The organism is Spirosoma daeguense (genome assembly GCF_054776875.1).
In genome coordinates this window covers 1-508 of the sequence record NZ_BAAHBF010000046.1, presented here as the reverse complement: position 1 = coordinate 508, position 508 = coordinate 1, and the positions used below count along the sequence as shown (strand labels likewise).

General features: G+C 59.3%; 1 protein-coding gene. It reads right to left on the bottom strand.

The window, feature by feature from the left end; genetic code table 11:
• Positions 1-328: 328 nt before the first annotated feature.
• Positions 329-508: hypothetical protein (locus tag ACYVD4_RS32105; protein WP_460952554.1), on the bottom strand; the 180-nt coding region annotated here is incomplete at its 5' end.

Genomic DNA, 508 nt, shown 5'->3' with positions numbered 1-508 from the left:
ACCGCTCTGTCACGGGACGTGCCCCCTGTCGCACAGAAGCCCACCACTACGTTATTGGCTATTTGGCACCACCCAACGACCATGAGGGTTGATGGATGATGACGCTACACACCTGAACGAACGTACCTGCAACCTTTACACCCTCATTTGGTTGGGCTGACACGCTCACCCTCGGGACGTGCTCCCTGTCGCCGGAACGGTGACAGCGCGGAGCGGACAATAACGCACCCAACCGCTTAAAGCCGAGCGCGAAGCGTTTTTTACTACGTTGCAGACCCGCGCCAAGCCTTTTCACTACGTTGTCGCGGGGCGCTTGCCTTGTCGAACGCTACGTGCCCAACTCGCTTTTATCAGCTTGCCCAACCGGGGCGGTTCTGGTGTCGACCGGAGCCCGACCAACGAGCCAAACCGTTCTGTCGCGGGACGATTGCCCTGTCGACCGGAACCCGACCACTACGTTGTTTTCACTGTTTGGATCACCCAACGCCCGCGAGGGCTGATGGATGAG